The 21,989-nt window shown below is 60.2% G+C and carries 21 protein-coding genes; 18 read left to right on the top strand and 3 right to left on the bottom strand.

Annotated features, from left to right (window positions below; translation table 11 throughout):
- Positions 1 to 60: 60 nt before the first annotated feature.
- Positions 61 to 864 (top strand): IclR family transcriptional regulator, encoded by an 804-nt coding sequence (locus tag HU722_RS22330; RefSeq protein ID WP_065873950.1) that lies wholly within the window; start codon positions 61 to 63, stop codon positions 862 to 864.
- Positions 865 to 977: 113 nt separating this feature from the next.
- Here HU722_RS22330 and HU722_RS22325 read toward each other — a convergent pair whose 3' ends face one another.
- Positions 978 to 2,030: an NAD(P)-dependent alcohol dehydrogenase gene (locus HU722_RS22325; RefSeq protein ID WP_065873949.1), complete on the bottom strand. Its 1,053-nt coding sequence runs from the start codon at positions 2,028 to 2,030 to the stop codon at positions 978 to 980.
- A 181-nt stretch (positions 2,031 to 2,211) separates the two neighbouring features.
- Here HU722_RS22325 and HU722_RS22320 point away from each other — a divergent pair, with 181 nt between their 5' ends.
- Positions 2,212 to 3,105 carry an AraC family transcriptional regulator gene (locus tag HU722_RS22320; RefSeq protein WP_049711947.1) on the top strand — a complete coding sequence of 298 codons (894 nt, stop codon included), beginning with the start codon at positions 2,212 to 2,214 and terminating at the stop codon, positions 3,103 to 3,105.
- Positions 3,106 to 3,222: 117 nt separating this feature from the next.
- On the opposite strand, the gene HU722_RS22315 is transcribed toward HU722_RS22320, so the two are convergent.
- Complete coding sequence (locus HU722_RS22315) at positions 3,223 to 4,887, bottom strand: electron transfer flavoprotein-ubiquinone oxidoreductase (RefSeq protein WP_065881308.1); 1,665 nt, start codon at positions 4,885 to 4,887, stop codon at positions 3,223 to 3,225.
- A 506-nt stretch (positions 4,888 to 5,393) separates the two neighbouring features.
- On the opposite strand from HU722_RS22315, the gene HU722_RS22310 reads away from it, so the two are divergent.
- The 14 genes from HU722_RS22310 to HU722_RS22245 all read left to right on the top strand — a co-directional run bounded on the left by HU722_RS22310 (position 5,394) and on the right by HU722_RS22245 (position 17,024).
- On the top strand, positions 5,394 to 6,143 hold the full coding sequence (locus HU722_RS22310; protein WP_032887429.1) for an electron transfer flavoprotein subunit beta/FixA family protein: 750 nt from the start codon (positions 5,394 to 5,396) through the stop codon (positions 6,141 to 6,143).
- A gap of 2 nt (positions 6,144 to 6,145) precedes the next feature.
- Positions 6,146 to 7,075, top strand: a complete 930-nt coding sequence (locus HU722_RS22305) for an electron transfer flavoprotein subunit alpha/FixB family protein (RefSeq protein WP_065873947.1) — start codon at positions 6,146 to 6,148, stop codon at positions 7,073 to 7,075.
- A gap of 85 nt (positions 7,076 to 7,160) precedes the next feature.
- Entirely contained in the window at positions 7,161 to 7,976 is an 816-nt protein-coding gene (locus tag HU722_RS22300) for a substrate-binding periplasmic protein (RefSeq protein WP_065889839.1), read from the top strand.
- A 9-nt stretch (positions 7,977 to 7,985) separates the two neighbouring features.
- Positions 7,986 to 8,348: a DUF4398 domain-containing protein gene (locus HU722_RS22295; protein WP_049711951.1), complete on the top strand. Its 363-nt coding sequence runs from the start codon at positions 7,986 to 7,988 to the stop codon at positions 8,346 to 8,348.
- Positions 8,345 to 9,160, top strand: coding sequence for an OmpA family protein (locus tag HU722_RS22290; RefSeq protein WP_065889838.1), 816 nt, complete (start codon positions 8,345 to 8,347; stop codon positions 9,158 to 9,160). Before HU722_RS22295 ends, HU722_RS22290 begins: the two co-directional genes overlap by 4 nt.
- Before the next feature lie 287 nt (positions 9,161 to 9,447).
- On the top strand, positions 9,448 to 10,887 hold the full coding sequence (locus HU722_RS22285; protein ID WP_049711953.1) for an aminotransferase-like domain-containing protein: 1,440 nt from the start codon (positions 9,448 to 9,450) through the stop codon (positions 10,885 to 10,887).
- A gap of 104 nt (positions 10,888 to 10,991) precedes the next feature.
- Entirely contained in the window at positions 10,992 to 11,459 is a 468-nt protein-coding gene (locus tag HU722_RS22280) for a translation initiation factor 2 (protein ID WP_065873944.1), read from the top strand.
- Between the two features lie 162 nt (positions 11,460 to 11,621).
- The gene (locus HU722_RS22275) at positions 11,622 to 11,876 is read left to right on the top strand and encodes a YkgJ family cysteine cluster protein (RefSeq protein WP_065873943.1); all 255 of its coding nucleotides are present in this window, start codon (positions 11,622 to 11,624) and stop codon (positions 11,874 to 11,876) included.
- Between the two features lie 41 nt (positions 11,877 to 11,917).
- Entirely contained in the window at positions 11,918 to 12,523 is a 606-nt protein-coding gene (locus HU722_RS22270) for an START domain-containing protein (protein WP_049711956.1), read from the top strand.
- A gap of 103 nt (positions 12,524 to 12,626) precedes the next feature.
- A complete protein-coding gene (locus tag HU722_RS22265) occupies positions 12,627 to 12,863 on the top strand; it encodes a hypothetical protein (RefSeq protein WP_065873941.1) in 237 nt (78 codons plus the stop codon).
- A 213-nt stretch (positions 12,864 to 13,076) separates the two neighbouring features.
- Positions 13,077 to 13,418 (top strand): ribonuclease E inhibitor RraB, encoded by a 342-nt coding sequence (locus HU722_RS22260; protein WP_065873940.1) that lies wholly within the window; start codon positions 13,077 to 13,079, stop codon positions 13,416 to 13,418.
- 441 nt (positions 13,419 to 13,859) lie between these two features.
- On the top strand, positions 13,860 to 15,269 hold the full coding sequence (locus HU722_RS22255; protein WP_065873939.1) for a circularly permuted type 2 ATP-grasp protein: 1,410 nt from the start codon (positions 13,860 to 13,862) through the stop codon (positions 15,267 to 15,269).
- 4 nt (positions 15,270 to 15,273) lie between these two features.
- Positions 15,274 to 16,224: an alpha-E domain-containing protein gene (locus tag HU722_RS22250; protein WP_065873938.1), complete on the top strand. Its 951-nt coding sequence runs from the start codon at positions 15,274 to 15,276 to the stop codon at positions 16,222 to 16,224.
- On the top strand, positions 16,221 to 17,024 hold the full coding sequence (locus HU722_RS22245) for a transglutaminase family protein (RefSeq protein WP_065889837.1): 804 nt from the start codon (positions 16,221 to 16,223) through the stop codon (positions 17,022 to 17,024). The genes HU722_RS22250 and HU722_RS22245 overlap by 4 nt, the downstream gene beginning before the upstream one ends.
- 133 nt (positions 17,025 to 17,157) lie before the next feature.
- Here HU722_RS22245 and HU722_RS22240 read toward each other — a convergent pair whose 3' ends face one another.
- The gene (locus HU722_RS22240; RefSeq protein WP_065874019.1) at positions 17,158 to 17,958 is read right to left on the bottom strand and encodes a cytochrome c; all 801 of its coding nucleotides are present in this window, start codon (positions 17,956 to 17,958) and stop codon (positions 17,158 to 17,160) included.
- A gap of 647 nt (positions 17,959 to 18,605) precedes the next feature.
- Between HU722_RS22240 and HU722_RS22235 the strand changes: the two genes are divergently transcribed.
- Together HU722_RS22235 and HU722_RS22230 are read left to right on the top strand one after the other, a co-directional pair.
- Entirely contained in the window at positions 18,606 to 19,811 is a 1,206-nt protein-coding gene (locus HU722_RS22235; protein WP_065873936.1) for an acetyl-CoA C-acetyltransferase, read from the top strand.
- Positions 19,812 to 19,827: 16 nt separating this feature from the next.
- Positions 19,828 to 21,975: a 3-hydroxyacyl-CoA dehydrogenase NAD-binding domain-containing protein gene (locus HU722_RS22230; RefSeq protein ID WP_065889835.1), complete on the top strand. Its 2,148-nt coding sequence runs from the start codon at positions 19,828 to 19,830 to the stop codon at positions 21,973 to 21,975.
- The last annotated feature ends 14 nt before the right edge of the window (positions 21,976 to 21,989 follow it).

Genomic DNA, 21,989 nt, shown 5'->3' with positions numbered 1-21,989 from the left:
GCTCTGGAGGATGGTATTTGCCATAATGGCGCCGTTTTCGTACTTCCCAATAGGCCCGATATGCAGGAAAACGCCCACACCCCCACCAAAGATACCGCCCCCACCGGCACCCAGACCCTGCTGCGTGGCCTGGGCGTGGTACAGGCAGTGGCGGCCGGTGCGCGGGATCTGAAAGAGATCGCCCGGCGCATCGGCACCACCCGCAGCACCACCCACCGCCTGGCCAGTTGCCTGGTGGACGAGCGTTACCTGCGCGTGGTGCCCCAGGTCGGTTACCTGCTGGGGCCGAAGTTGATCGAATTGGGTTTTCAGGCGCGGGAAGAGTTGCCATTGGTGACCCTGGCCATCCCGTATCTGGACGAGCTGTCGGCCCTGACCGGTGACACCATTCACCTGGCTATTCGCGAATACGACGACGTGCTTTACCTGCACAAGAACCCTGGCCGCTACGGCCCGGAAATGCGTTCGCGGGTCGGTCATCGCATGCCGCTGGCACGGACCGGGGTTGGCAAGGCGATGTTGCTGGATGACTCGGCTGAGGAATGGCGGCGTCTCTACGAAGCCAGCTTGCCGGAGGGCGGCAAGAACCTGCAATGGCCGCAGCACCCGGAGCAATCCTGGGCGCAGTTCGAGCAGCGCATGCGTGAATACGTGGTGGGCGGTTATGCGTTCGACCTGGAAGACAACGAACCGTCGATCCGTTGCGTGGCCGCACCGGTGCGCGATGCCAGCCGGCGAATCGTCGCCGGCATCAGCATCGCCAGTACCGTGCCCTACATGCCGCTGGAAAAAATGGCCGAGCTGATTCCTGTGATCAAACAAGTTGCAGCGCGCCTCTCCGCAGAACTGGGCGCAAAAACCTGACCCGCCCGTAGCAGCTGTCGAGCCTTGGCGAGGCTGCGTCAGCGGTGTACCTGACACACCTCAGACGCAGCCTCGCCAAGGCTCGACAGCGGCTACGGGCGAGCGTCGCTTGGTTAGACCTTCAGGGTCGCCATGTCGATGACAAAGCGGTACTTCACATCGCCGGCGATCATGCGGCTGTAGGCTTCGTTGATATGGCGGATATCGAGCATCTCGATGTCACAGCTGATGCCGTGCTCGGCGCAGAAATCCAGGACCTCCTGGGTTTCGGCAATGCCACCGATCAACGAACCAGCCAGCACTTTACGGCCCATGATCAGCTTGGCGGCGTTGACCGGCGGGTCGACCGGTTCGATCAGGCCGACCAGGATGTGCACGCCGTCAAAGCGCAATACGTCGAGGTAGGGGTTGAGGTCGTGCTGCACCGGGATGGTGTCCAGCAGGAAGTCGAAGTGCCCGGCGGCGGCTTTCATCTGCTCGGCGTCGGTGGACACGATCACGTGATCGGCACCCTGGCGACGGCCTTCTTCGGCCTTGCTCGCGGAGCGGGTGAACAAGGTCACTTCCGCGCCAATCGCCTTGGCCAGCTTGATGCCCATATGGCCCAGGCCGCCCATGCCCAGTACACCCACTTTGTCGCCGGCCTTGATGCCGTAGTGCTTGATCGGCGAATACATGGTGACGCCGGCGCACAGGATCGGCGCGGCGCTGGCCAGGTCGAGCTTGGCCGGGATCTTCACAACGAAGTGCTCGCTGACCACAATGCTGTCCGAGTAGCCGCCCATGGTGTTGCTGCCGTCGACGCGGTCCGGGGTGGCGTAGGTCATGGTTGGACCTTCGAGGCAATATTGCTCCAGGTCGGCTTTGCACGCATCGCAATGACGGCACGAATCGACCATGCAGCCCACGCCGACCAGGTCGCCGACTTTGTGTGCGGTGACGTTGGCGCCAACAGCGGTGACCTTGCCGACAATCTCGTGGCCCGGCATCAGCGGGTACACGGCGATGCCCCATTCGTTGCGCGCCTGGTGGATATCGGAGTGGCACACGCCGCAGTACAGGATCTCGATAGCCACGTCATCCACGCGTGGGCTGCGGCGCTGAAAGGACATGGGGGCGAGGGGAGTGGTGGCCGACTGGGCGGCGTAACCGATGGCGGTGTACATGGGGAAACCTCGCAAAAGCAATGACAGGAGAGGCCGCGCATTTTCCGCACCGGGCCTTGATGCGGCCATGGTGATTGCTCCGAGTCTCATGCCTATTCGTCCGGGAGTGCCCCCTGATTGGATTTTTGTGCCGCCAGACCTGCGATGATGTTCTCATCCCTTTTTCGCGAAGTTTTTTGCCATGTTGTTGACTCGCCATCTCGACGCCAACGCCACGCTGGTTTCCTTGATTGAAGGCCTCACGCCGCGTGACGGTTTTTCTCCCACCCACCTGCCCGGCGTGCAGGTGCTGCGCGCCAGTTGCGACGTGGCGCGCGGCCCGCAGATCTATGAGCCGAGCCTGATGTTTGTGGCCCAGGGCAGCAAGGTCGCCTACCTGGGCCCGCGTACGCTGGAGTATGGCGCCGGGCATTACCTGATCCAGGCGATGCCGGTGCCGTTCGAGTGCGAGACGTTTGCCATGGCGCCGGATGCACCGCTTTTGGGGGTGACGGTGGGGATTGATCGCGTGGTGCTGGGCGAACTGGTGATGGCCATGGGCATTCAGGCCGGGCCGCCGCCGACGGCGCAGACGCTGGAGTCGATGAGTTCGGTGGTGCTCGATGATGCCATGCGCGGGTGTGTCGAACGGCTGTTGCAGTGCCTGCACGATCCGCTGGAAAGCCGGATCATGGGCCCGGCGCGGGTGCGCGAGTTATTGTTCACCGCGTTGCGCGGGCCGCAGGCCGATGTGCTGCGCGCGCTGGTCGAACAGCAAGGGCAGTTCTCGCGAATTGCCACGTCACTGAATCACCTGCATGCGCATTACGCCGAGCCGCTGAATATCGAGACGCTGGCGGGCTATGCGCACATGAGCGCGTCGACGTTTCATGAGCACTTCAAGCGCTGCACGCTGTTGTCGCCGGTGCAGTACCTGAAGCGTTTACGCTTGCTCAAGGCCCAGCAGTTGCTGCTGGTGGAAGGGATGGGGGTGGCGCAGGCGGCGCATAGCGTGGGGTATCAGAGTACGTCGCAGTTCAGCCGGGAATATAAGCGCTACTTCGAGCGCAACCCTGGTGAAGAGCGGGCTGCATAAATCTTAGTGATTCAACCCGGTCAATGTGGGAGCAGGCAAGCCAGCGCCCACATTTTGACCGAGTCGAGCACAAAAAAAGGCCCTCGCAATGAGGGCCTCGTTTTTCAAGCCGCTGACTTACATATTCGGATAAGTCGGCCCACCCGCGCCTTCCGGCGTCACCCAGGTAATGTTCTGCGAAGGGTCCTTGATGTCACAGGTCTTGCAGTGCACACAGTTCTGGGCGTTGATCTGGAAGCGCTTCTCGCCGTCTTCCTGGGTGATCACCTCATACACACCCGCCGGGCAATAGCGCTGCGCCGGTTCATCGTAGAGCGGCAGGTTGGTGCCGATCGGGATGCTCGGGTCTTTCAACTTCAAGTGGCACGGCTGCTCTTCTTCATGGTTGGTGCCAGAGATGAACACCGAGCTCAGCTTGTCGAAGCTCAGCTTGCCGTCGGGTTTCGGGTAGTCGATCTTCTTGCTGTCCTTGGCCAGCTTGAGGCAGGCGTAGTCCGGCTTGGTGTCGTGCAGGGTGAACGGCATTTTGCCGCCGAGGATGTTCTGGTCGAACCAGTTGAAGCCCGCGCCGATGATCGGGCCGAACTTGTGCATCGCCGGGCCGAAGTTACGGCTGGCGAACAGTTCTTCGTAAAGCCAGCTGGCTTTGAAGCTGTCGACGTACCCGGTCAGTTCATCACCGCCCTCGGAGTCGGCAAACAGGCGATCGGCCACGGCGTCGGCGGCGAGCATGCCGGACTTCATCGCGGTGTGGCTGCCTTTGATCTTGGCCACGTTCATGGTGCCCAGGTCGCAACCGATCAGTGCGCCGCCCTTGAAGATCATCTTCGGCAGCGAATTGATACCGCCTTTGGCCAAGGCACGGGCGCCGTAGCTGATGCGCTTGCCACCTTCCAGGTACTGGGCAAGCACCGGGTGATGCTTGAGGCGCTGGAACTCATCGAACGGCGACAGAAAGGTATTGCTGTAAGACAGGTCGACAATCAGGCCGACAACCACCTGGTTGTTTTCCAGGTGATAAAGGAACGAGCCACCGGTGTTCTCGTTGCCCATGATGTCCAGCGGCCAGCCGGCGGTGTGCACCACCAGGCCTGGCTGATGCTTGGCCGGGTCGATCTCCCAGATTTCCTTCAGGCCGATGCCGTAGTGCTGGGCGTCGGCATCGCTGGCCAGGTTGAAACGTTCGATCAGTTGCTTGCCGATGTGGCCACGGCAGCCTTCGGCGAACAGCGTGTATTTGCCACGCAGCTCCATACCCGGGGTGTATACGCCTTCTTTTGGATTGCCTTCGCGGTCGACGCCGAGGTCACCGGTGATAATCCCGCGCACCACGCCGTTCTCGTCGAACAGCGCTTCCTGGGCGGCGAAGCCTGGGTAGACTTCCACGCCCAGGTTCTCGGCCTGCTGGGCGAGCCAGCGGCACAGGTTGCCCAGGGAGATGATGTAGTTGCCTTCGTTGTGCATGGTCTTGGGCACAAAGAAGTCAGGCACCTTGGTGGAAGCGTCCGGGCTGCGCAGTACATAAATGTCATCGCGCACCACGGGGGTGTTGAGCGGGGCACCGAGTGCTTTCCAGTCCGGGAACAGTTCGTTCAGGGCGCGTGGTTCGAACACGGCACCGGAGAGGATGTGTGCGCCGACTTCGGAGCCTTTTTCGACCACGCAGACGCTGATTTCCTTACCGGCTTCGGCGGCCTTCTGCTTCAGTCGGCAGGCGGCAGACAGGCCCGCCGGGCCAGCGCCGACGATGACCACGTCGAATTCCATGTATTCGCGTTCCACAGGCTATCTCCTACTCAAGGCTCAACAGGCTTTTTTTTCTAATGGGTGGAGGTTCGGTGTCGTCTGGCGCGAGGGCCGGACCCACCTTTCTCTCTAGGTGGCGCATTATATATAGACCACTGCTAGCGTCCAATACAAACGTTTGTTTGAATTGCCCGCAGGCTAGGAAAATCAAAGAGGCGCGGCTTATGACTGGCTATTTTGCCGTATTGACCAGAATAGGTGTTCCGGTCAATATACGGTCGGTTTCGCGCTTACCGTAGGCAGACTGCAGGTTTCAAGAGCACGTCCAAAAGCAAGACAGGTGACGCGTGCCCAAACTTTGGCGCGCAGTTTACACGCTGCGATAAAGAATGACCTCTCAGTCACCACTGACGAACGGTCATCATTTCCCGTGAGCCAGGTCACTCGCCGAGGTTTTTGGAGGTGCCCTTGTGTGCCGATGAGCATCAACCGCCAGGTTCGCCTAGGCGACTTTCTTTTCACCGGAGAGTAACGAGGAATCCATGAAGGTTCTTGTAGCTGTCAAACGCGTTGTCGATTACAACGTGAAAGTTCGCGTCAAGGCGGACAATTCCGGCGTCGACCTTGCTAACGTCAAAATGTCGATGAACCCTTTCTGCGAAATCGCTGTGGAAGAAGCCGTCCGCCTGAAAGAGAAAGGCGTGGCGACTGAAATCGTCGTGGTTTCCATCGGTCCTACCACTGCTCAAGAGCAGCTGCGTACCGCTCTGGCACTGGGCGCCGACCGCGCTATCCTGGTCGAGTCCGCTGAAGACCTGACCTCCCTGGCCGTGGCCAAGCTGCTCAAGGCCGTTGTCGACAAGGAACAACCTCAGCTGGTGATCCTTGGTAAACAAGCCATCGACAGCGACAACAACCAGACCGGCCAGATGCTGGCTGCACTGACCGGTTACGGCCAGGGCACCTTCGCGTCGAAAGTCGAAGTGAGCGGCGACAGCGTTGCTGTAACCCGTGAAATCGACGGCGGCGCACAGACCGTTTCGCTGAAACTGCCGGCCATCGTGACCACCGACCTGCGATTGAACGAGCCGCGCTACGCGTCCCTGCCAAACATCATGAAAGCCAAGAAGAAGCCTCTCGAAGTGCTGACGCCTGACGCTTTGGGCGTTTCCACCGCCTCCACCAACAAGACCGTAAAAGTTGAAGCGCCGGCTGCTCGCAGCGCAGGCATCAAGGTCAAGTCGGTGGCTGAATTGGTCGAGAAACTGAAAAACGAAGCGAAGGTGATCTGATCATGACTATCCTCGTAATCGCCGAACACGATAACAAGGTGCTGGCTCCGGCCACCCTGAACACCGTGGCTGCCGCCGCTAAAATCGGTGGCGACATTCACGTACTGGTTGCCGGCCAGGGCGCTGGCGCCGTGGCTGAAGCCGCTGCGAAAATCGCCGGTGTGAGCAAAGTACTGGTCGCCGACAACGCGGCCTACGCTCATCAACTGCCGGAAAACGTCGCGCCGCTGGTAGCTGAGCTGGGCGCTGGCTACAGCCACATTCTGGCTGCCGCGACCTCCAACGGCAAAAACATCCTGCCACGCGTTGCCGCGCAGCTGGACGTTGACCAGATCTCCGAGATCATCTCGGTCGAAAGCGCCGACACCTTCAAGCGCCCGATCTACGCCGGTAACGCCATTGCCACCGTGCAATCGACTGCTTCGGTAAAAGTCATCACCGTACGTGCCACCGGTTTCGACCCGGTTGCCGCCGAAGGTGGTTCGGCTGCCGTTGAAGCTGTTGCGGCTGCCCACGACGCTGGTACTTCCAGCTTTGTTGGCGAAGAGCTGGCCAAGTCGGATCGTCCTGAGCTGACCGCTGCCAAGATCGTCGTTTCGGGCGGGCGTGGCATGCAGAACGGTGACAACTTCAAGCACCTGTACGCCCTGGCTGACAAGCTGGGCGCTGCGGTCGGCGCTTCCCGCGCGGCCGTCGACGCAGGTTTCGTACCCAACGATATGCAGGTCGGCCAGACCGGCAAAATCGTTGCGCCACAGCTGTACATCGCCGTCGGTATTTCTGGCGCGATCCAGCACTTGGCCGGTATGAAAGACTCCAAAGTAATCGTCGCGATCAACAAGGACGAAGAAGCACCGATCTTCCAGGTGGCTGATTACGGCCTGGTGGCGGACTTGTTCGAAGCCGTACCTGAGTTGGAGAAGCTGGTCTAATCCAGTCGCTTCACTTATAAAGAGCCCGGTCTTATGACCGGGCTTTTTTTTGCGGCCCCTTTTTTGAACACCGGAGAGCTTCGCCATGGAACTGCGCCCCTGGAGCGTTTTGCTGGGCCTCACGCTGCTGCCGACGCTGTCGCTGGCGGCGGGCAAATGCGATCGCCTGGTGATCACCGGCAGCCCGGACACACCCCCTTTGCTCTGGCGCGACCCGCAGGACCCCACGCACCTGATCGGCGCCACCGCCGATGTGTTGCAACAAGTGGGCAAGGACCTCGGGTTAAAAATCGACCTGCTCTACGGCGGCAAGCGTTCCCTGGCCCTGGATGAAGTGCGCAGTGGGCGCATGGACATCCTCGCCGATGCGCCGCTGAACTTGGGTGAGCTGGAAACCCTCGACTACATCCACCCGGCGCTGGTGCAGCTCGACTATCTGGTCTGGACGCGCAAGGATTCGGCGCTGGCCTACACCACAGCCGCCGATCTGCATGGGCACAAGGGCGCCGTGTCCGAGCGGGCGCGCCTCAGCGCGGGCTTCGAGACCTTCGCCGGCCAGCAATTGACCTTGCAACGCCTGCCATCCCTGACGCCAGCGTTTCAGAAACTGCTGCTGGGCGAGGTGGACTATGTGCTCGCCGGGCGTTATCCCGGCATGGCCATGGCGCAGACCTTGGGCATGAGCAACGACCTGGTCGCCCGCGATGTGCCGATCGATCAGCCGGGCCTGTACCTGGCGATTTCACACAACTCGGCCTGCAATGATCCGTGGTTGCGCGGACAGCTTGCTAAAAAGATGACAGAATTGCCGACGTCCGGTGTGGCGGAAGCGGTGCTGCAGCGCAATCTGGAGCGCTGGAAAGCACAATTGCAGCAACCCGTCGGCACCCCAACAAAGTAGGGATTTTCAGTGACTCTTCGACCTCTTTTCGCGGCCCTCGCCGTTGTCGCTCTGGCGGGATGTGCAGCCGATCCTGCGCCGAATGAACAAATGCGCCTGACCCAGCAAGCCTTGGAGCAAGCCAGTGCCGTGGGTGCCAACGCGGATGAATCGCCTGAATTGAAATTGGCCGAAGCTAAATTCGCCCGAGCCAAGTCGAGCATGGCCGACGAATCCTACAAAAACGCGCGTATGCGTTTCGAGCAAGCCGAGCTGGACGCACGCCTGGCCGAAGCCAAGGTGCTGACGCGCAAGAGCCAGGAACAACTGAACGTGCTCAACACCCGTATCACCCGCCTGCGCAAGCAATTGCAGTTGGGGGAAGCCCAATGAGCCCGATGATCCGCAGTTTGAGTGGTGCCGTGCTGCTGGGCACTGCCGTGCTGGGCGGTTGCGCCAGCCATCCCGATAGCGAACAGGCCTTGCAACAGGCGGGCACTGACTTCCAGAAGGTTAAGGAAGACGCCAATGTGTTGCGCATCGCCCCTAAGGACGTGATCCGTGCCGGTGAATCCCTGGCCCGTGCCGACCGCTTGTCCAGTTACTGGGGCAGCGGCTCCGACGTCGTGCATTACGCCTACCTGAGCCAGCGCTACAGCGCCATTGCCCGCGAGCACACCGAGCAGGCGCTCAACGAAGAGCGCGCCGCCAAGCTGGAGCTGGAACGCCAGCGCCTGCAACTGGCCCTGCGTGAAAGCAAGCTGATCAGCGTGCAGCAGCAGGGCAAGTGGCTCGAAGAACAGATCGCCAGCCTGGCCACCACCCAGACCGATCGCGGCCTGGTGATGACGTTGGGCGACGTGCTGTTCGATACCGGTGTGGCAGAACTGAAAAACTCGGCCAACCGCACTGTGCTGAAAATCGTACAGTTCCTGCAATTGAACCCCAAGCGCGTGGTGCGCATCGAGGGTTATGCCGACAACACGGGCGGTGAGCGGGAAAATCTGAAACTGTCCCGCGACCGTGCGCAGTCGGTGGCGGATGTGCTGGTGGACCTGGGTATCGACGAAAAGCGCATCCAGGTTGAAGGTTATGGTGACCAGTTCCCGGTGGAGGCCAATGCTTCCGAGCGGGGCAGGGCGCAGAACCGTCGGGTAGAGATCGTCTTCTCGGACGAGAAGGGCCAATTGGGCGCCGCTCGCTAGGCGTCTGGCACCAGTCAAAATGTGGGAGCTGGCTTGCCTGCGATGCGGGCAACGCGGTTTCTGAGGCATACCGAGGCGATGCAATCGCAGGCAAGCCAGCTCCCACAGGGAGTGCACCGATCCATGATCGGTTTTTTTATGCCTGAAATTCCTGTCACCACCCTTACAGTTTTTACTGTCACTCCCGCCCGCGCTCGACTATTGTGGCAACTGTCCCCGTACACTTCTAAACTGTGCCGGTATGTTTCACACAAAAATAAAATACCCGTGAAATCGAGTGCTGCGTCATGACCAATCTGTTGCTTTACCAACGTATCGCCCAGCAACTGGCTGAAGATATCCGGCGCGGTGTCTATCAACCGGGCGAGCGCGTGCCTTCGGTGCGCAAGATGAGCTCGCAGTTGAACGTGAGCCACGCCACGGTGTTGCAGGCCTACGCCAACCTGGAAGACCAGGGGCTGATCCGGGCGCGGCCGCAATCCGGTTATTACGTGCACCAGACACCAGCGCTCACCGCGCCGACGCCCGACATCGCACGGGTCGAACGCCCAGGGTTGGTCACCCGCAGCAGTATCATCCAGCAGGTATTGGGCGAGTCGCGGCGCGAAGGCGTGTTCCCATTGGGCGCTGCTGTGCCCAGCGTGGACTACCTGCCGGTACGCGCATTGCACCAGCAGTTGGCCAAGGTCACGCGCTTCCAGAGCCCGCGGGCGTTCAGTTACATGTTCAGCCCCGGCTTCGAGCCGCTTCGCCGCCAGGTGGCGATCCGTATGCGCGATGCGGGTGTGGTGGTGGACCCTTCCGAAGTTGTGATCACCCACGGGTGTGTCGATGCGTTGCAGATGTCACTGCGGGTGCTGACACGGCCTGGCGATTTGATTGCCGCTGAATCGCCAACCTATTACGGCTTGCTGCAGTTGGCTGACTTGCTGGGGCTCAAGGTCATCGAGATCCCCAGCGACCCATCCACCGGCATGAGCCTGGAAGCCCTGCAACTGGCGGCCAACCAATGGTCGATCAAAGCGCTGGTGTTGACCACGCGCCTGAGCAACCCCTTGGGCGGCACCATGCCCGAGGAACGTCAGAAACAGTTGCTGCGCCTGGCTTCGGATTTCGATATCCAGATCGTCGAGGACGATATCTACGGCGAGCTGATGTTCGAACTGGGCCGCACCAAGGCCCTGAAAGCCTATGACCGCCTCGACCGAGTTATCTATTGCTCGAGCTTTTCGAAGACGCTGTCCCCCGGTGTGCGCATCGGCTGGATGATCGCCGGCAAATACCAGCAGGAGCTGCAGCGCCTGCAAATGTTCAGTACTCACTCGGCGTGCAGCGTCACCCAGATGGGCGTTGCGGCCTACCTGGAAAACGGCGGCTACGATCGGCACCTGCGCTATATACGCCAGGAGTACCGCAAGAATCTCAGCGCGTTCCAGCTCGCGGTGCAGCAATATTTCCCGGAAGGCACGCAGATGACCCGCCCGACCGGCGGCTTCATTTTGTGGGTCAGTTTGCCCGGACGGGTCAATACCCAGGAACTGCATGTACGCGCACTGCAACAGGGCATCAGCATTGCACCAGGCCTGATCTTCAGTAATACCGAGCAGTTCAATCACTGTATTCGCCTCAACTGCGGTACGCCCTGGAACCGTGAGGCAGAGCGGGCGCTGATGACGCTGGGGATGCTTGCCAGCCAGCTTTGCCAGGAAACGGCAGCCGGCCTTTGACGCGCACAAACGGGAAAAATCCTATAGCGCGCTAATCAGCGCACTTGTCATGCCGCGCACAACAAGCGAGCATATGGCCCTCTGCCGTTAATGCTGTAGGCAATATGACCTCGATTTTTCGCGCTGTTTGTGTGATTGGCCTGTTAAGCCTGTGCAACGTCAGCACCGCGCTGGCGGCAGCACCTGTGAGCGAAACCAAGCCCGCTGCCAGTTCGGAACAGAAGACCCCCGCCAAGAAAGCCCCCGCCGTGAAGAAGCAAAGTGCTGCGGCCAAAAAACGTGCGGCAAGTCGATCCAAATCGTCCCGTGAAGTGGCGCAGACACAATTGCCACCGGCACAGTTGGATCTGTCATTGCCAACGGACATGGTCAGGCACCTTCAGCCCATTGGCACCATGGCCAAGCCTAAAAGCGTGCCCTTGCTGCCGCCGATGTTTGGCGAGAAGCCCACCGACAACAGTGCATTCCAGATCAACGGCCGCCTGCTCAGCAATGAGATGAAGCTGCAGTTGCGCAATGAAGAGCGGCGTGAAGTGGAAGGCGCAGCGTTGGAATTCGAGTTCAAGCAGTAAACTTTTCCCACACACGTGACGCCGCCCTTCGACCATCTGTCGCAGACTGGCCAGTCACTTTTGTTTTCCGCGAAAAACCCCTGTTAGACCATTTTAAAACGGCTGTTTAAGGGCGTACTCTAGCCCGGCCATCCACATTGAGTCGTCGAGGACCTGCTGGTCATGAATTGCCGTGAAGGCTGTGGCGCTTGCTGCATCGCCCCCTCCATCAGCTCGCCATTACCTGGAATGCCACAAGGCAAACCGGCCGGCGAACGCTGCCTGCACCTGTCGGTCGAACAGCTATGCCAGCTGTTCGGGCAACCGGAACGCCCGGCGGTGTGCAGTGATTTCAAGGCGGACATCGAGGTCTGCGGCACCGACCAGGCCGATGCCATCCGTTTGATCGGCTGGTGGGAGCAGATGACGGCGGCTTGATGGGCTCTACTCTCGTAACTTCAACAATAAGGAATACACCTATGGGTTCGCTGAAACGAATGGCTGTGTTGTGCGGTTTTACGGTGTTGTTTGCTGCTACTGCCCAGGCTGAGGATTGGCAAGTCGCCAAGGACGAAGACGGTATCAAGGTGTCCCTGAGCGAAGTTGCCGGCTCCAAGTACAAGGCGTATCGCGGCGTGACCGTGGTCAAGGCGCCGGTTGCCAAGATTGTTGCGCTGCAGGAAGACGTAGCGGGTGCCTGCAAATGGATTCACGAGTGCAAATTGCAAAAACTGCTGAAACACGAGGGTGACGTCAGCTACACCTACACCCAGTTCAATGCTCCGTTCCCCGTCAGTAATCGTGATTCGATCCTCAAAATCACCACCTCCAAGGGCGCTGACGGCAGCGTGACCCGAACCTTGCTGGAGGTCCCGACCTATCAGCCAGAAGAAAAAGGCTTCGTACGGGTTGCCCAAGTCGAAGGCTTCTGGAAACTGGTGCCAAAAGGCGACAACCAGACCGAAGTCACTTACCAGGTACACACCGAGCCAGGCGGCAGCGTGCCATCGTGGTTGGCCAACAAGTTCGTGGTGGACGCGCCGTTCAACACCTTGAAAGCCTTGAAAGAACACGCTGAAAAATAAGCGCATTTGATCCGGTGCTTCCTGCCCAGAGTGGAACGTTTGCCGAACCCTCAAGGTCCAGATAGATGTGAGCCCACACGCGGGCTTTATCGAGGAGGCACCGATGCAAAAGTGGCAGATTACTTTCGTTGATGATCACGGCGTACAGTCCGTGGAGCAGTTCACCTGCGAACAAAGACCTAGCCTCGAAGATGCTGCGCACATGATTCGCAACAAACTGGTGCCTGTCGCCGCCGAGCTCGACCTCAATGACCTTGAGGGCCGCCAGTCCGATCCTACGGTCAAGATCCTCAAAGACCAGAACAGTATCCAGATCCTCGACATCTCTCCTGCCGTCTGAACATTCGCTGTACACCCTTCAAGCACCTCTGGTGGAGGCGATAGCTTCGCGCTACTCTGCAAGTGAGATCAGCGAATGAATCGCTAGGTACTGGTCTTGTCAGCTACATGCTTGTTTTCCAGCGGTGATGTTATTGCCGTAGCTCCCACGCCAGTACGGCGTGGGCTTCGGGAAGCACGGAAAGTCTATCCATCAGTCTGAGGAGCACTTTTCATGAGCACAGCCTATCAAGAAGACATCAGCACCAATGTTCTGCGCCGCATGAAAGAGGGCGGCTTTGACTTTTCACGCTTCCACCCCATTGAGTTCTACGCCATTTTTCCTGATGAAGAACGGGCGCGCAGGGCTGCGGGTGAGTTTCGTGGGGAATCGCTGAATGCCCAGGTCAGTGCGCGCGACGATGGCGCCTGGTACTTGGAACTGAGCAAAATCATGTCTGCCACCTACGACGGCATAGGAGACTTCGAGCAAGACTTTGAGGCGGTGGTCGAGCCGCTGGGCGGGATCATCGAGGGATGGGGCGTGAAGCAGGAGGTGCGTGGGTTACCCATGTAGCAGCGAGCAGTATGAGAAACACAGCGTATCGGCTGACCTTTGGGTCGGCCGATTTTGTTTTTGGCGCCCATCCAGGTCTTTTCAGGGCCAAAAAAAAGGCCACCCGAGCAGGGTGGCCAAAAGGGAAGACCGGGAGGCCGGTCGGTACACGAAGCACTACGTTACCGATCGCGCAAAGGGTTGAGCTGTAGGACACGTCCTGTTCAGCAGATGTTGGTAATTATCCGTACGCTTGACCGGGCAGTGAAATCAACTCTGGCTATGCTGTTGATAGTCAAAGCCCGCATTGCGATGAAGCAGGGGGCAGTGCACCGGGCATTCTGCGCACCAGGACGGTGCGAATGGATTCCGGTGCTTATTCAACTCACTGATTCTTAAGTGTTTATGCCGCTGGCACGGGCCTTGCGATGGTTCTAGCGCCCGGGTGACAAGGAGTTCGGCATGATCCGCACTTATTACGATGAAATGTACGACGGGGCAGGGCAGGTCCGACCGCATTACCGCGAGTTCGCCCGCTGGTTGGCTGATACCCCTGCTGAACTGCTGGCCCAGCGCCGGCGTGAGGCCGATTTGCTGTTTCACCGCGCCGGTATCACCTTCACGCTCTACGGGGACGAGCAGGGCACCGAGCGCCTGATTCCGTTCGACACCATCCCGCGCAGCATTCCCGCCAGCGAATGGCGGATTGTCGAGCGCGGCTGCATCCAAAGGGTCAAGGCGCTGAATATGTTTCTCGCCGACCTGTATCACGAGCAACGCATCATCAAGGCAGGGATCATTCCTGCCGAACAGGTGCTGGCCAACGAGCAATACCAACTGGCGATGCAGGGTTTGAATCTGCACCGCGACCTGTATTCCCACGTCTCCGGTGTCGACCTCGTACGTGACGGCGACGGCACGTACTACGTGCTTGAAGACAACCTGCGTACCCCGAGCGGCGTCAGCTACATGCTCGAAGACCGCAAGATGATGATGCGCCTGTTCCCCGAACTGTTCGCCGCCCAGCGTATCGCGCCCATCGATCATTACCCCAACCTGTTGCTCGACACCCTGAAAAGCTCCAGCCCCCTGGATAACCCCAGCGTGGTCGTGCTGACCCCGGGCCGCTTTAACAGCGCGTTCTTTGAACATGCGTTCCTGGCCCGGGAAATGGGCGTGGAGCTGGTGGAAGGCGCCGACCTGTTTGTGCGCGATGACCGCGTATTCATGCGCACCACCGATGGCCCCAAGGCCGTGGACGTGATCTACCGCCGCCTCGACGATGCGTTCCTCGACCCATTGGCCTTCAACCCGGATTCCATGCTCGGCGTGCCTGGCCTGCTCGCGGCTTATCGCTCGGGCAACGTAGTGCTGGCCAATGCCATCGGCACCGGGGTGGCGGATGACAAGTCGGTGTACCCCTTCGTCACCGAGATGATCCGTTTTTACCTGGATGAAGAACCCATCCTGAAGAACGTTCCGACATTCCAATGCCGTAAGCCTGACGAACTGTCCCACGTATTGGCCAACCTGCCGGACCTGGTGGTGAAGGAAACCCAAGGCTCCGGCGGCTACGGCATGCTGGTCGGCCCGGCGTCCACGAAGGCCGAAATCGAAGCCTTCCGTGCGCGCATCAAGGCCAAGCCCCATGCGTATATCGCCCAACCGACCCTGTGCTTGTCCACCTGCCCGACCTTTGTCGAAAACGGCATTGCGCCGCGCCATATCGACCTGCGCCCATTCGTATTGTCCGGCAAGGAAACCCGTGTAGTCCCAGGCGGGCTGACCCGTGTGGCATTGCGTGAAGGTTCGCTGGTGGTCAACTCCTCCCAGGGCGGCGGCACCAAAGACACCTGGGTGGTCGAGGACTGATGCCATGTTGAGTAGAACTGCCTCGGATTTGTACTGGATGTCGCGCTACCTGGAGCGCGCGGAAAACCTCGCGCGCATGCTCGATGTCAGCTATTCGCTGTCGCTGATGCCTCAAGATGGGCGCGGTGATGGCCTGCATGAACTGGCGATGCCGCTGTTGATCACCGGCACCCTGGAGGATTACCACGCGCGCCACGGCGAGTTGCACGCCGAACGCCTGTTGCACTTTTTTGCCCTGGACGCGGCGAACCCGGCCAGCATCTACAGCTGTCTCGGCGCAGCGCGGGCCAGCGCCCATGCCGTGCGTGGGCGAATTACCGCCGACATGTGGGAAAACATCAACGCTACTTGGCTGGATATTCGTGACATCGCCCAGCAGGGCTTGAGCCGCTATGGCATGAGCCGGTTCTGTGAGTGGGTCAAGGAGCGGTCTCACCTGTTCCGCGGTGCCACCTACGGCACCATCATGCGCAACGATGCGTTCCGGTTCATTCGCCTGGGCACCTTTATCGAACGTGCCGATAACACCCTGCGCCTGCTGGACGCTCGCTATGAAATGGCCGGCGACCAGGCCGAAGCCGTCAGCGATGGCACGGCCCACGCCTACTATCAATGGAGCGCTTTGCTGCGCGCCTTGTCGTCGTTCGAGGCCTACACCGAGATTTACCGTGACGCCCCCGGCGCCCGGCAGGTCGCGGAATTACTGCTGCTGCGCGCCGACGTACCGCGCTCATTACGCGCCTGCAGCGAAGAGATCGACCAGATCCTCGCCAGCCTGCCCGGCCTCAATGGCCGACCGGCCCAGCGCCTGGCCGCCGAGATGGACGCGCGCCTGCGCTTTACCGCCATCGATGAAATCCTCGAGGAAGGCCTGCACGCCTGGCTGACCGACTTCATTCCCTTGGTTCGCCAGTTGGGCGACGCCATCTACAGTTCCTACCTGGAGGCCGCATGAGACTCTCCATCAGCCACGAAACCACCTACCACTACGAAAACCAGGTGCGCGCCAGCATCCAGTACCTGCGTCTTACACCCCACGACAGTGAGCGCCAGCGCGTACTCAGTTGGCAGCTCGACCTGCCGCGTCCGGTGCGCGCCCAGGTGGACCCGTTCGGCAACATCCTGCACGTGCTGACCCTGGATGAACCGCACGACGCCATCATCATCGGCGCCCGCGGCCAGGTGGATATTGACGAGTTGCGCGAGGCCGAACACGAGAGCCAGTCGGCGTTCCCGTTCCTGCGTTGCACCCGTCTGACCGAGCCTGATGACGCCCTGCGCGGCTTTGCCCACCAGCACTGCCATCAACGCCGCGACCGTACGGCGCTGATTGATTTGATGCATGCGCTTAACCAGTCGATGGTCTACACGCCCGGTGCGACCGACGTCGACACCTGCGCCGCCCAGGCCTTCGCTGGCCGTGCAGGCGTGTGCCAGGACCACACCCATGCGTTCCTGGCGTGCGCGCGCAGCCTTGGGATCCCTGCGCGCTATGTGTCGGGGTATTTGTACACTGAGGACAGTACGCACCTGGCCAGCCACGCTTGGGCCGAAGCCTGGCTGGATGAGGCGTGGTACAGCTTTGATGTGACCAACCAACTGGCCCGGCCGGAGCGGCATTTGAAACTGGCGGTGGGGTTGGATTACCTCGATGCCTGCCCGGTACGCGGTATGCGCCGTGGCGGCGGGCATGAGCAGATGCATGCCAAGGTATTTGTGGCGCCGACGCCGGTGATTTCAGTCCAACAGCAGTAACGGATGTAGTGAGCGGGCTTGCCCCGCGCTGGGTGGCGAAGCCGCCCTAATCCTGCCATCGTACTTTTCCAGGCAGAACCGAGTTGTCTGGTTTTGGGGCGGCTTCGCCACCCGCGCGGGGCAAGCCCGCTCACTACAATTTACGCCCTGCCATATGTTTCAAATAACTAACCAGCAAATCCAGCTCACCGTCCGGCAACACACTGGCCGCAAACGCTGGCATCTTCGCCTGCGGCCAATGCCGCAAACTCTGTGGGTCGCGGATATAGCGTTTGAGGAAATCGCCGCCAAAATACTCGGTGGGGTTATAGGGAATATTCAAGTCCGGCCCCACCTGCGCGTCACCGGCACCGTTGAGGCGATGACAGGCCAGGCAATTCTTCTGGAACAGCGCAAAGCCCTGATTGATCGGGTCATCTACCGCCAGTTTCGGGTCGGGCAACAACGCCGGAAAGCGCTCCGCCACGGTCTTCAATTGTTTGATCCCTGAGATCTGGAACGGCCACTGCTCAGGGCTGATATGCCCGGCTTGCGGATCGGTCCACACCAGATAGAACGGCCCGGCACTCGGTTTTCCTTCCGTCAATGCAGGCCACGGTTGAGCGGGATCTTCCACCGCCAGCCAGGCACGTGCGCCCTGTTTTTCCAGCAGCGGTGCAGCGGTGAGCTCGGCGGCGAAACCATCCAAGGCCACAGCCTGCAGGTGGCTCTCAGGTTTCAGTCCCGGTAGGAGCAAGGCCAGCGGCACGGCCCGATAAGTCATGGTGCGCTTGTAGGAAACGTCATCAACGATCTGTACCGTTTGCGCTTGTGGGTGCTTGAGCAAGTCGGCGGTCTGCCAGGTCTTGCTGCTGTGGTCGAGCTCGATGGTCAATTGCGCCGCCGAAGCGGGCAGGCCGATCAGCAAGGCGAAGAGAGCGAAGATGACTTTCAAGAGGGAGGCCCGGTGCGCAGTGGCGATGGTGCTCACGATACCGGAAATCCATACATAAAAAGGCAGCCCCTGCAGGACCGCTATGCGCAATGTCCCGGCAGGTGCTGCCAAAAGCTGCAAACCCGGTGCTGTGTAGGCACGCAATGTGAGTGTTGAGGCGTCACCCAATAACCTTGGTCAAGTTGGGCAAGATCAGGATCAGTGTGGTGGCGAACAGAATAAGTCCCGCCTGACGTACTTTCGAATGTTTGAACATGGCTGACTGCCTTTTGTTGTTATTCCTGAGCGTCAAATGCGTGCCGGTTTTATTTCAGTATGGCGAGATGACGTGTCACTTTTCTTACAGCTGCTCCAGCAAAACCCGGCAGCAGCTTCTTACTGATTCAACCTTAGAGCCCTCGTTCTTCGTGGCTTAGACCTATTTCGTATCAGCTAATCAACAATTCAGCTTAAAAAGGCATGAGGCATAACGCCATCTTGGCGCCAATGCCTTGGCTAGACAGCTAAACCGATTAATCACGTAATTAACTTAGGTGGCTACCGTTCGTCCGAGCGTCGGGGTCAAAAGCAATGAGCGCATCCGTCATTGAAACCGTGTCAATCGGGCCTAAGGTAGAGGCATCCATGCACAGCGGTTCGAGGATGTCATGACCCAAGCTTTGATCTTTGATGCGATACGCACGCCCCGCGGCAAAGGCAAGGCGGACGGCGCCTTGCACAGCGTCAAGCCAGTGAACCTGGTGGCTGGTTTGCTCACGGCGCTGGCCCGGCGCAACGACCTCGACACCCATCAAGTGGACGACATCGTGCTCGGCTGCGTGACCCCGGTGGGCGATCAGGGCGCCGACATTGCCAAGACCGCCGCGCTGGTGGCGGATTGGGACATCAGCGTTGCCGGTGTACAAGTCAACCGCTTCTGCGCCTCAGGCCTGGAAGCGGTCAACCTGGGGGCGATGAAAGTCCGCTCCGGCTTCGAAGACTTGGTCGTGGTCGGTGGCGTCGAGTCCATGTCCCGCGTGCCCATGGGCAGTGATGGCGGCGCCTGGGTTCTGGACCCGCAAACCAATATGCACAGCCATTTCACCCCGCAGGGCATTGGCGCTGACCTGATCGCGACCCTGGAAGGGTTCACCCGAGAGGACGTCGACACCTTTGCCCTGCATTCGCAGCACAAAGCGGCCAGGGCGCGTGCAGACGGTTCCTTCAACAAATCGCTGATCGCGGTGCAGGACCAGAACGGCATTGTGCTGCTGGACCAAGACGAATTCATCCGCGGCGACTCCACCCTCGAAGGCCTTGGCAAGCTCAAGCCGAGCTTCGAAATGATGGGGCAGATGGGCTTCGACGCCACCGCGTTACGGGTCTACAGCCACGTCGAGCGCATCCATCACGTGCACACCCCCGGCAACAGCTCCGGCATCGTCGATGGCGCCGCGCTGATGCTGATCGGCTCCGAGGCCATGGGCCGCGAGCTGGGCCTGCAACCGCGCGCGCGCATCGTCGCCACGGCGGTCACCAGCACCGACCCCACCATCATGCTCACCGGCCCCGCGCCGGCAACGCGCAAAGCGCTGGCCAAGGCCGGCTTGCGTGTCGAAGACATCGACCTGTTCGAAGTCAATGAAGCGTTTGCCTCTGTCGTTCTCAAATTCATCAAGGACATGGGCATCGACGCTGCGCGGGTCAACGTGAATGGCGGCTCGATCGCCATGGGCCACCCGCTCGGCGCCACTGGCTGCGCGATCCTCGGCACCTTGCTCGACGAGCTTGAAGTACGCCAGCAGCGCTACGGCCTGGCCACGCTGTGTGTCGGCGGTGGCATGGGCATCGCCACCATTATCGAACGCCTCTGAGCCCAAGGAATTTTTCATGACCCAAGCCATTCGTTACGAACAAGGCCAGGACAGGATCGTGGTGCTGACCCTCGACATGTCCGGCCAGAGCGCCAATACCATGAACGGCGTGTACCGCGAGGCCATGGCGGCAACGGTCGAGCGCCTGGAGTCGGAGAGGGACAGCATTGCCGGGGTGGTGATCACCTCGGCGAAGAAGACGTTTTTTGCCGGTGGCGACCTCAATGAACTGATCAAGGTCGACAAGGCCCACGCCAAGGATTTCTACAACGGTGTGTTGGTGCTGAAAGCGCAACTGCGCCGCCTGGAAACCCTCGGCAAGCCCGTGGTGGCTGCCATCAATGGCGCGGCGCTGGGGGGTGGTTGGGAGATTTGCCTGGCGTGCCACTATCGCGTCGCGCTGGATGACACGTCAGTGCAGCTTGGCTTGCCGGAAGTCACCTTGGGCCTGCTGCCGGGCGGCGGCGGGGTGGTGCGCATGGTGCGCATGCTGGGGCTGGAAAAGGCTTTGCCGTATTTGCTGGAAGGTAAAAAAGTCAGGCCACACCAGGCGCTGCAAGCCGGGTTGATCAATGAGTTGGCGGCAAACCGCGAAGAGCTGCTGGCCAAATCCCGCGCCTGGATTCTGGCCCACCCGGATGCAAAGCAGCCTTGGGACACCAAGGCGTACCAACTGCCCGGCGGCACACCGTCCAGTCCAAAAGTGGCGCAGATGCTTGCAATTGCGCCGTCGATTTTGCGCAGTAAAACCCACGGCTGTTTCCCGGCCCCGGAGAAAATCCTCTGCGCCGCCGTTGAAGGTGCCCAGGTAGATTTTGACACTGCGCACCTCATCGAGACTCGCTACTTCACCGAGCTGGTGACCGGGAAAGTGGCGAAAAACATGATCGGCACCTTTTGGTTCCAGCTCAACGAGATCAACGCCGGCAGTTCACGTCCGCAAGGCTTCGCGCCTTACGTCACGCGCAAAGTCGGCGTGCTCGGCGCTGGGATGATGGGCGCAGGCATTGCCTATGTCAGCGCCAGTGCAGGTATTGAGGTGGTGCTCAAGGACATCAATCTGGAGGCCGCCGAGAAGGGCAAGGCGCATTCGGCGGCGCTGCTGGACAAGAAGGTCAGCCGTGGGCAACTGAGCGTTGAGCAGCGGGAAGCAATCTTGGCGCGGATTCATCCTACGGCCTCCGATACCGACCTTGCGGGCTGCGACCTGGTCATCGAAGCCGTGTTCGAAGACCGCGAACTCAAGGCTAAAGTCAGCGCCGCGGCGCAACGCGTCGTGGGCGCCGACGCGGTGATTGCTTCCAACACCTCCACCTTGCCCATCAGCGGGCTGGCCACAGCAGTGCCGGATCCAGGCAAATTCATCGGCCTGCATTTCTTCAGCCCGGTGGACAAAATGCCACTAGTGGAGATCATCAAAGGGGCGCATACCTCAGACGAAACCTTGGCCCGTGGTTTCGATTTCGTACTGCAAATCAAGAAAACCCCGATCGTGGTCAACGACAGTCGTGGCTTTTTCACCTCGCGGGTGTTCGGCACCTTTACCAACGAAGGCATCGCCATGCTTGGCGAAGGCGTGGCCGCACCGATGATCGAGACCGAAGCGCGCAAGGCCGGCATGCCGGTGGGCCCGCTGGCAGTGTCGGATGAAGTCTCTCTGAGCCTGATGAGCCATATAAGGCAGCAGACGGCCAAGGATCTGCAGGCGGAAGGTAAGGCAGTGCCCGCGCATCCGGCGGCAGCGGTCATCGACCTTTTGGTCAACGAATACAAACGCGTCGGCAAGGCGGCGGGAGGCGGTTTCTATGAGTACCCCAACGGAGGGCAGAAGTACCTGTGGCCGGAGCTGAAAAGCCGCTTTGAACGGCCCGATCAACGCATCTCGCCACAAGATGTGCGCGACCGCCTGCTGTTTATCCAGACCATCGAAACAGTGCGGTGTGTGGAGGAGGGGGTGTTGATGTCCACGGCGGACGCTAACGTAGGTTCGATTTTCGGCATTGGTTTCGCGGCTTGGAGCGGTGGCGCCTTGCAGTTCATCAACCAATATGGGCTGAACGATTTTGTCGCCCGCGCCCGCTATCTGGCCGAGCAGTATGGCGAACGCTTCACACCGCCGGCTTTATTGCTGGAAAAAGCTGCCGAGGGTGACGTGTTCCGGTGATCAAGGGGGGCACC

Origin of the sequence: Pseudomonas tritici (assembly GCF_014268275.3) — a bacterium.
GTDB classification, from domain to species: domain Bacteria; phylum Pseudomonadota; class Gammaproteobacteria; order Pseudomonadales; family Pseudomonadaceae; genus Aquipseudomonas; species Aquipseudomonas tritici.
The sequence above is the reverse complement of the archived record's forward strand: the minus strand, read 5'-3'. Positions and strand labels throughout refer to the sequence as shown.